At 73.4% G+C, this 6,491-nt stretch carries 5 protein-coding genes and 1 pseudogene; 5 read left to right on the top strand and 1 reads right to left on the bottom strand.

Translation table 11 applies throughout. From position 1 onward, the window contains the following. Positions 1-102 precede the first annotated feature (102 nt). The 3 genes and pseudogenes from SZ60_RS11895 to holA all read left to right on the top strand — a co-directional run bounded on the left by SZ60_RS11895 (position 103) and on the right by holA (position 4,289). Positions 103-807, top strand: a complete 705-nt coding sequence (locus SZ60_RS11895) for a ComEA family DNA-binding protein (RefSeq protein ID WP_043596187.1) — start codon at positions 103-105, stop codon at positions 805-807. A gap of 353 nt (positions 808-1,160) precedes the next feature. Continuing rightward, a pseudogene (locus tag SZ60_RS17805) lies at positions 1,161-2,594 on the top strand (ComEC/Rec2 family competence protein); the annotation flags it as partial. A 660-nt stretch (positions 2,595-3,254) separates the two neighbouring features. Continuing rightward, positions 3,255-4,289, top strand: a complete 1,035-nt coding sequence (gene holA / locus SZ60_RS17725) for a DNA polymerase III subunit delta (protein WP_043596213.1) — start codon at positions 3,255-3,257, stop codon at positions 4,287-4,289. Between the two features lie 116 nt (positions 4,290-4,405). Here the strand turns inward: holA and rpsT are convergent, their stop codons facing one another. Then, positions 4,406-4,666, bottom strand: a complete 261-nt coding sequence (rpsT, locus tag SZ60_RS11910; protein ID WP_043596189.1) for a 30S ribosomal protein S20 — start codon at positions 4,664-4,666, stop codon at positions 4,406-4,408. A 244-nt stretch (positions 4,667-4,910) separates the two neighbouring features. Between rpsT and SZ60_RS11915 the strand changes: the two genes are divergently transcribed. Continuing rightward, positions 4,911-6,062 (top strand): pyridoxal phosphate-dependent aminotransferase, encoded by a 1,152-nt coding sequence (locus SZ60_RS11915; protein ID WP_043596190.1) that lies wholly within the window; start codon positions 4,911-4,913, stop codon positions 6,060-6,062. A 54-nt stretch (positions 6,063-6,116) separates the two neighbouring features. Continuing rightward, on the top strand, positions 6,117-6,425 hold the full coding sequence (locus SZ60_RS11920) for a DUF4190 domain-containing protein (protein ID WP_043596191.1): 309 nt from the start codon (positions 6,117-6,119) through the stop codon (positions 6,423-6,425). Positions 6,426-6,491: the final 66 nt, after the last annotated feature.

Genomic DNA, 6,491 nt, shown 5'->3' on the forward strand with positions numbered 1-6,491 from the left:
CCGGGGGCGCGTCTCGTCCCCACCCGTCGACGGCCGTCCTGGTTCCCCAGGGCGGCCGTCGTCGTCCGTGTGGGCGGACGCCCGCTCGTACCGTGACGGGTCATGACCGTCAGCTTCCGCACCGCCGTCGACCCGTCCGAGCCGGGTGGTCCGCGGTGGCGTGTGGGGCTCGGCGCGGTCGTCGTCCTGCTCTTCGTCGTGTTGGCGGTGAGCGTCGCCGTGTCGGCGTTCGCCACCCGAGGAGGCGCGGCGGACGAGATCGTGACCGTCGAGCCGAGCACCGGGGCCGAGGCCGGGGCAGGGTCCGGCACCGCGCCTCCCGGGGGTGCCTCGGTCGTCTTCGTGCACGTCCACGGCCGGGTGGCAGCACCCGGCCTGTACGAACTGCCGCAGGGCGCCCGCGTGGTCGACGTGGTCGCCGCGGCCGGCGGCTTCACGGCCGAGGCCGACCAGGCGGCCGTCAACCTCGCGAGGGTGCTCGTCGACGGCGAGCAGCTCCGGGTGCCGGCCGTGGGCGAGACCGTGGACGACGCCGTGGTGGGCGATGGTGGTGCGACGGCGGGTGGGCCGGCGGCGGGCGGGCCGGTGCCCGGGGGAGCGGCGGCGGTCGGCGGTGGTGCGGTCGACCTGAACCTCGCGGACGACGCGGCGTTGCAGACGTTGCCCGGGGTGGGCCCGGCGACCGCGGCGGCGATCCTGTCCTGGCGTGACGAGAACGGGCGCTTCCGCAGCGTCGACGACCTGCTCGGCGTGCCGGGCATCGGTCCGAAGACGCTCGAGAAGCTGCGCGACCGGGTGCGGGTGTGACGCCCGGTCGCTTGCTCGACCTGCGGCTCGGGGTGCCCGTGGCCGTGGCGTGGGTCGGGCTCGCGGTCGGCTCGACCCGGCCCGGGCTCTTGCCCGTCGTGGCCGCGGCCGCCCTCGTCGTCTGCGTCGTCGCGGTCGGGCTGGTGGTCGTCGCGCGGGTGGGCGTGCTCGTGGCCGGGCAGGTCCTGCTGGTGGTCGCCCTGAGTGCGGGGACGTGCGCGGGGCTCACGGGCCAGGCGGCGGTGCGCGACGATCGGCGCCACCCGCCGGGGCTCACGACGTCGGTCGGTCACGCGGTCACCGTCGAGGGGCGCCTGCTCGACCGGGTCGAGGGACGGGCCGACGTCCTGACGATGTCGGTCGATCGGCTCGACGTCGGCGGGGGGACCGTGGCGCTCGGGGCTCGCGTGCCGGTGCGGGTGTTCGGGGCGCGAGTCGACGGTCGCCGCTCGGTCGAGATCGGCACCCGGGTCTCGGCCCGGTTGGTCCTCGCCCCGGCGAGGTACGGCGAGTCGGTCGCGTTCGAGGGGCGGGCGGTCGAGCCGCTCGGCGTTCGCTCCGAGCCCGGGCGGGCGTCGGCGTGGTCGAACGGGCTCCGGTCGGCGTTCCGCGCCGTGGCCGCCGACTTGCCGGGCGACGGCGGAGCCCTGTTGCCCGGGCTCGCGATCGGCGACACGTCGGGTGTGCCCGACGACCTCGACGACGACATGACGCAGGCGTCGCTCAGCCACCTCACGGCCGTGTCGGGCTCGAACTGCGCGGTTCTCGTCGCACTCGTGATGCTCGTCGGGTCGGTGCTGAAGGTCCCGCGGTTGCTGCGGCTCGGGGCGGCCGTCGTCGTGCTCTCGGCGTTCGTCGTGCTCGTCACGCCCGAGCCGAGCATCGTGCGGGCCACCGTCATGGCGGTGCTCGTCCTCGTGCATCTCGCCGTCGCCCGACCGATCGCCGGCGTGCCCGTCGTCGCGCTGGCGGTCGCCGGGCTGCTGTTCGTCGACCCGTGGTTGGCCCGCGACCTCGCCTTCGTCCTGTCGGTCCTCGCGACGTCGGGGCTGGTCGTGCTCGGCGGGCCGCTGACCGCCCTGCTGGCGCGCCTCGTGCCCGAACCCGTGGCGGCGGCCCTCGCCGTGCCCACGGCCGCGCAGCTCGCCTGCCAGCCCGTGTTGCTCGCCCTCGAGCCGAGCATCGCCCTGCACGGCGTCGTCGCGAACGTGCTCGCCGGCCCGGCGGCTCCGGTGGCGACCGTGGGCGGACTCGTCGTCTGCGTGCTCGCGCCCTGGGTCCCCGGGACGGCCACGGTCGTCGCCTGGGCCTCGTGGCTGCCGTCGTCCTGGGTCGCGGCCGTCGCCCGGTCGGCGTCGAGCTGGCCGGGCACACGACTCGCGTGGGACGCCTCGGCGCCCGGCGTGGCCGCCCTGGTCGGCGTCACGGCCCTCGTCGTCGTCGCCGTGGTCGCCCGGGCCCGGGGCCGCACGCGAGCCGTCGCGACGACGTTGTTGGTGAGCGTCCTGGTGGCGACCGTCGGCGTGGTGGGCGGGCGCACCCTGGTGACCCGCGCCTCCGTGCCCGACGACTGGGTCGTCGCCCAGTGCGACGTGGGACAGGGAGATGCCGTGCTCGTCCGGAGCGCGCGGGCCGTCGCCCTGATCGACGTCGGCGACGACGGGGCCGCTCTCGACCGATGCCTCTCGACGTTCGGCGTGCGCCACGTCGACCTGCTCGTGCTCACCCACTTCGACCGTGACCACGTCGGGGCGATCGACTCCGTGGTCGGTCGGGTCGGCACGGCGCTCGTCGGGCCCGTGGGGCGCTCGGACGACGCCGAGGTCGTGGCGGCGCTGCGCGACGGTGGTGCCGAGGTCCAGGAGGCGCGGGTCGGCACCCGGGGACGCCTCGGCGACCACACGTGGCGGCTCCTCTGGCCGCCCTCCTCGACCCCGGCGGGTAACGACGCCAGCCTCGTGTTGCGCCTCGACCCGGGCGGGTCCTGCCGGGTCGGATGCCTCTCCCTGCTGGCCCTCGGCGATCTCGGTGAGACCGCCCAACGCCGTCTCGCCTCGTCACCCGACGGCGAGGAAGGGCTCGGACGGGTCGACGTCGTGAAGGTCTCGCACCACGGGTCGGCGGACCAGCACGCCGAGTTGTACGAGCGGGTGTCGGCCCGGGTGGGACTGATCGGGGTGGGAGCCGACAACTCGTACGGTCACCCGACCGACGTCGCGCTCGACCTGGTCCGGCACGGCGGGGGAGTCGTGGTCCGCAGCGACGAGGCGGGTCAGGCCGCGGTCACGCCCGTCGACCGTGGGGGCGGCGACGTCGGCCTGCGGATCTGGCGGGAGCACGCGGGGCCCCGGGACCCTGACGACACGTCGGGCACGTCGGTGGCGTCCTCTAGCATCGGAGGTGGCGCGGCGGGCCCCGCGTCCGTGGGACGACGTCCGAGAGGCAGCATGGCAGCGCGAGCGAGTGGCAAGACGGCGAAGAAGGCCTCGGTCGCGATCGACCAGGTGGGGTGGGACAGAATCCGGCCCGCGGCCGTCGTGCTGGTGAGCGGGCCCGAGCAGTTCCTCGCCGATCGTGCCTCGCGACAGCTCCGCGACCAGCTCGCCGCAGAAGACCCCAGTCTCGAGGTGCACGACCTCGAGGCCGACCACTATCAACCCGGCGAACTCGTGACCCTGGCGAGCCCGTCGCTCTTCGCCGAGCCCCGCCTCATCCGCGTCTCGAACGTCGAGAAGTGCACCGACGCGTTCCTCACCGAGACGCTGCGCTACCTCGACACACCCGCCGACGACACGACCCTGGTGCTGCGCCACGGGGGCGGGGTCCGCGGCAAGAAGCTGCTGGACGCCGTCCGGGGCGGCACGGGCGGCGGTCTCGAGGTCGTCTGCGCCGAGCTCAAGAAAGACACCGAGAAGCTCGAGTTCGCCGCCGCCGAGTTCGCCTCCGAACGACGACGCATCTCGCAGGGGGCGCTGCGGGCGCTCGTCACGGCCTTCAACGACGACCTGGCCGAGCTCGCCAGCGCCTGCCAGCAGCTGATCAGCGACGCCGCGGCCGAGATCACCGAGGCCACCGTCGAGAAGTACTACTCGGGCCGGGTCGAGACGAACGCCTTCAAGGTGGCCGACGCGGCCATCGCGGGGCACCAGGGCGAGGCCCTCGTGTTGCTCCGTCACGCGTTGTCGACCGGGGCCGATCCCGTGCCCGTGGTGGCGGCGTTCGCGATGAAGATCCGCACGATGGCCAAGCTGCAGGGTTCCTACGGCGGCTCGGGTCAACTCGCCTCACGTTTCGGGCTCGCCCCGTGGCAGGTCGAGCGGGCGCAACGCGACCTCCGTGGCTGGTCCGAGGACGGGCTGGGCCGGTGCATCGAGCTTCTCGCCGAGACCGACGCGGCCGTCAAGGGGGCCGAACGCGATCCGGTGTACGCACTCGAGCGGATGGTGACCATGATCTCGACGCGCGGTGCCCTGCTGTCGTGACTCGCGCCTCCTGACCTTCCGGTGCCGGCCCCACGATCGGTCCGGCACGACGAAGGCCCCGTCTCGATCGAGACGGGGCCTTCGTCGTCGAGCCCGGAGGCTCGGGGGAGGGGAGCCTAGAGGGCGCCGACCTGCTTCGCGATGGACGACTTGCGGTTCGCGGCCTGGTTCTGGTGGATGACGCCCTTGCTGGCGGCCTTGTCGAGCTTCTTCGACGCGAGGAGCAGAGCCGAGGTGGCCTTGTCCTTGTCGCCGGCGGCGATGGCCTCGCGGGTGGCGCGGACGGCGGTCTTGAGCTCGCTCTTGACGGCGCGGTTGCGGTCCTGGGCCTTCTTGTTGGTGCCGATGCGCTTGATCTGCGACTTGATGTTTGCCACGTGAACTACTTTCTGGATTCTGTGTCTCGGACGGGTGTGCGCCAGCCGAGCGTCCGACCGACGTGAATCGGTGGACCCGGTGCTGCCGCCGGTGATGGCCACCGGAGCGGCTCTCGGCTGCGATCGCGTTCCGCCACTGCAGACGTAACGCGCAAGCCAACAGGCAACGTTACCAGCAGCAGGCCCGACTCTCAACGAGCGTCGGCCCGACGGCGTGCCGTGTCGTGCGTAGTACCGTGCCATCATGCCCCAGCTCGCGCCCCACATGACCACCGTGCCCGCGTCCGGAATCCGTCGGGTGTTCGAGCTGGCGGCCCAGCTGGACGGCGTCGACATGCTCGTGGTGGGAGAGCCCGACGTGCCCGTGGCCCGCCACATCGCCGATGCCGCACGCCGCGCCTGGGCCGACGACCGCACGGACTACACGCCGAACGGGGGCATCCCGGCCCTGCGCGAGGCGCTCGTGGCCAAGCTCGCCCGCGAGAACGACGTGCACGTGGACCTCGAGCAGGTCTGGGTCACCGTCGGCGGGACGCAAGCCCTGCACCAGACGATGGGGCTCCTGCTGGCGGCGGGTGACGAGGTGCTCGTGCCGGACCCCGGCTACACGACCTTCACGATGAACGCCCGCATGCTCGACGCCGTGCCCGTGCCCTACACGCTGGCACCCGACCTCGACTTCCACCCCGACCTCGACGAGCTCGAGAACCTCGTGGGGGACCGCACCCGCGCCCTCGTCGTCAACAGTCCGTCGAACCCGCTCGGCGTCGTCTACCCAGAAGAGACGCTGCGCCGTCTGCTCGACTTCGCCCGCCGGCACGACCTCTGGGTGATCAGCGACGAGGTCTACGAGTACTTCACCTACGGGCCGAAGCACGTCAGCCTCGCCTCGCTCGACACCGACGACCGGGTGTTCAGCGTCTTCTCGATGAGCAAGACCTACGCCATGACGGGCGTGCGGGTCGGCTACCTCGTGACGCCCAAGGGTCTCGCCGAGACGATGCGCACGGTCCAGGAAGCGGCGATCAGCTGTGTGGCCGAGCCCGACCAGCACGCCGCCCTCGCGGCCGTCGTGGGGGATCACCAGCCCGTGGCCGACGCCCGGGAGCACTACCGGAGCAACCTCGACCTCGCCACGACGCTGCTCGACGAGCGGGGCATCCGCTACCTCGAGCCCACCGGCGCCTTCTACCTCTGGATCGACGTGAGCCACGCCTCGCAGGGCGACGTGGCGGGATGGGCCGAGCGGTTCCTGCTGTCGGAGCGCGTCGCGGTCGCACCGGGCAGTGCGTTCGGCCGGAGCGGCGAGGGGTGGATCCGCGTCTGCCTCGCGTCCGCGCCCGAGGTGATCACCCGCGGGCTCGGCAAACTGCCCGCGCCGGTCGACCCCCGCTGACATCCGGGGGTCAGCCCCCTGGGGTCGCCGCGAGGGTCTTCCTAGGCTCGGAGCATGACGAACCAACCCGTACACACCACCGTCTCCGCCCCCACCACCGGCGTGCGCTCGCCCCTCGCCGTCTGGAGCCTCGTCCTCGGCCTCGCCTCGATCGCCTTCGGCTTCACCTTCGTCGTGCCGATCGCCGGTCTTGTCGTCGGCATCCTGTCGCGCCGCCGTGAGCCCGAGGGGCGCACCATGGCGCTCGTCGGCATCATCTCGTCCGCCGTCATGCTCGCGGGCACGCTGATCGCCCTCGCCGTCGGCCTGGCCGTCGTCGGTGGCGCGGGCGTCATCGCGCTCCTCCCCGGCACCACCGCCTGACCCGCGGCCCGGCCGGCCCGCCCGTCCACCCGGTCGGCCCGTCCGCCCGGTCGGCCCGCCCGGCCG

The sequence above is a fragment of the Frigoribacterium sp. MEB024 genome (assembly GCF_000878135.1).
Taxonomy (GTDB): domain Bacteria; phylum Actinomycetota; class Actinomycetes; order Actinomycetales; family Microbacteriaceae; genus Frigoribacterium.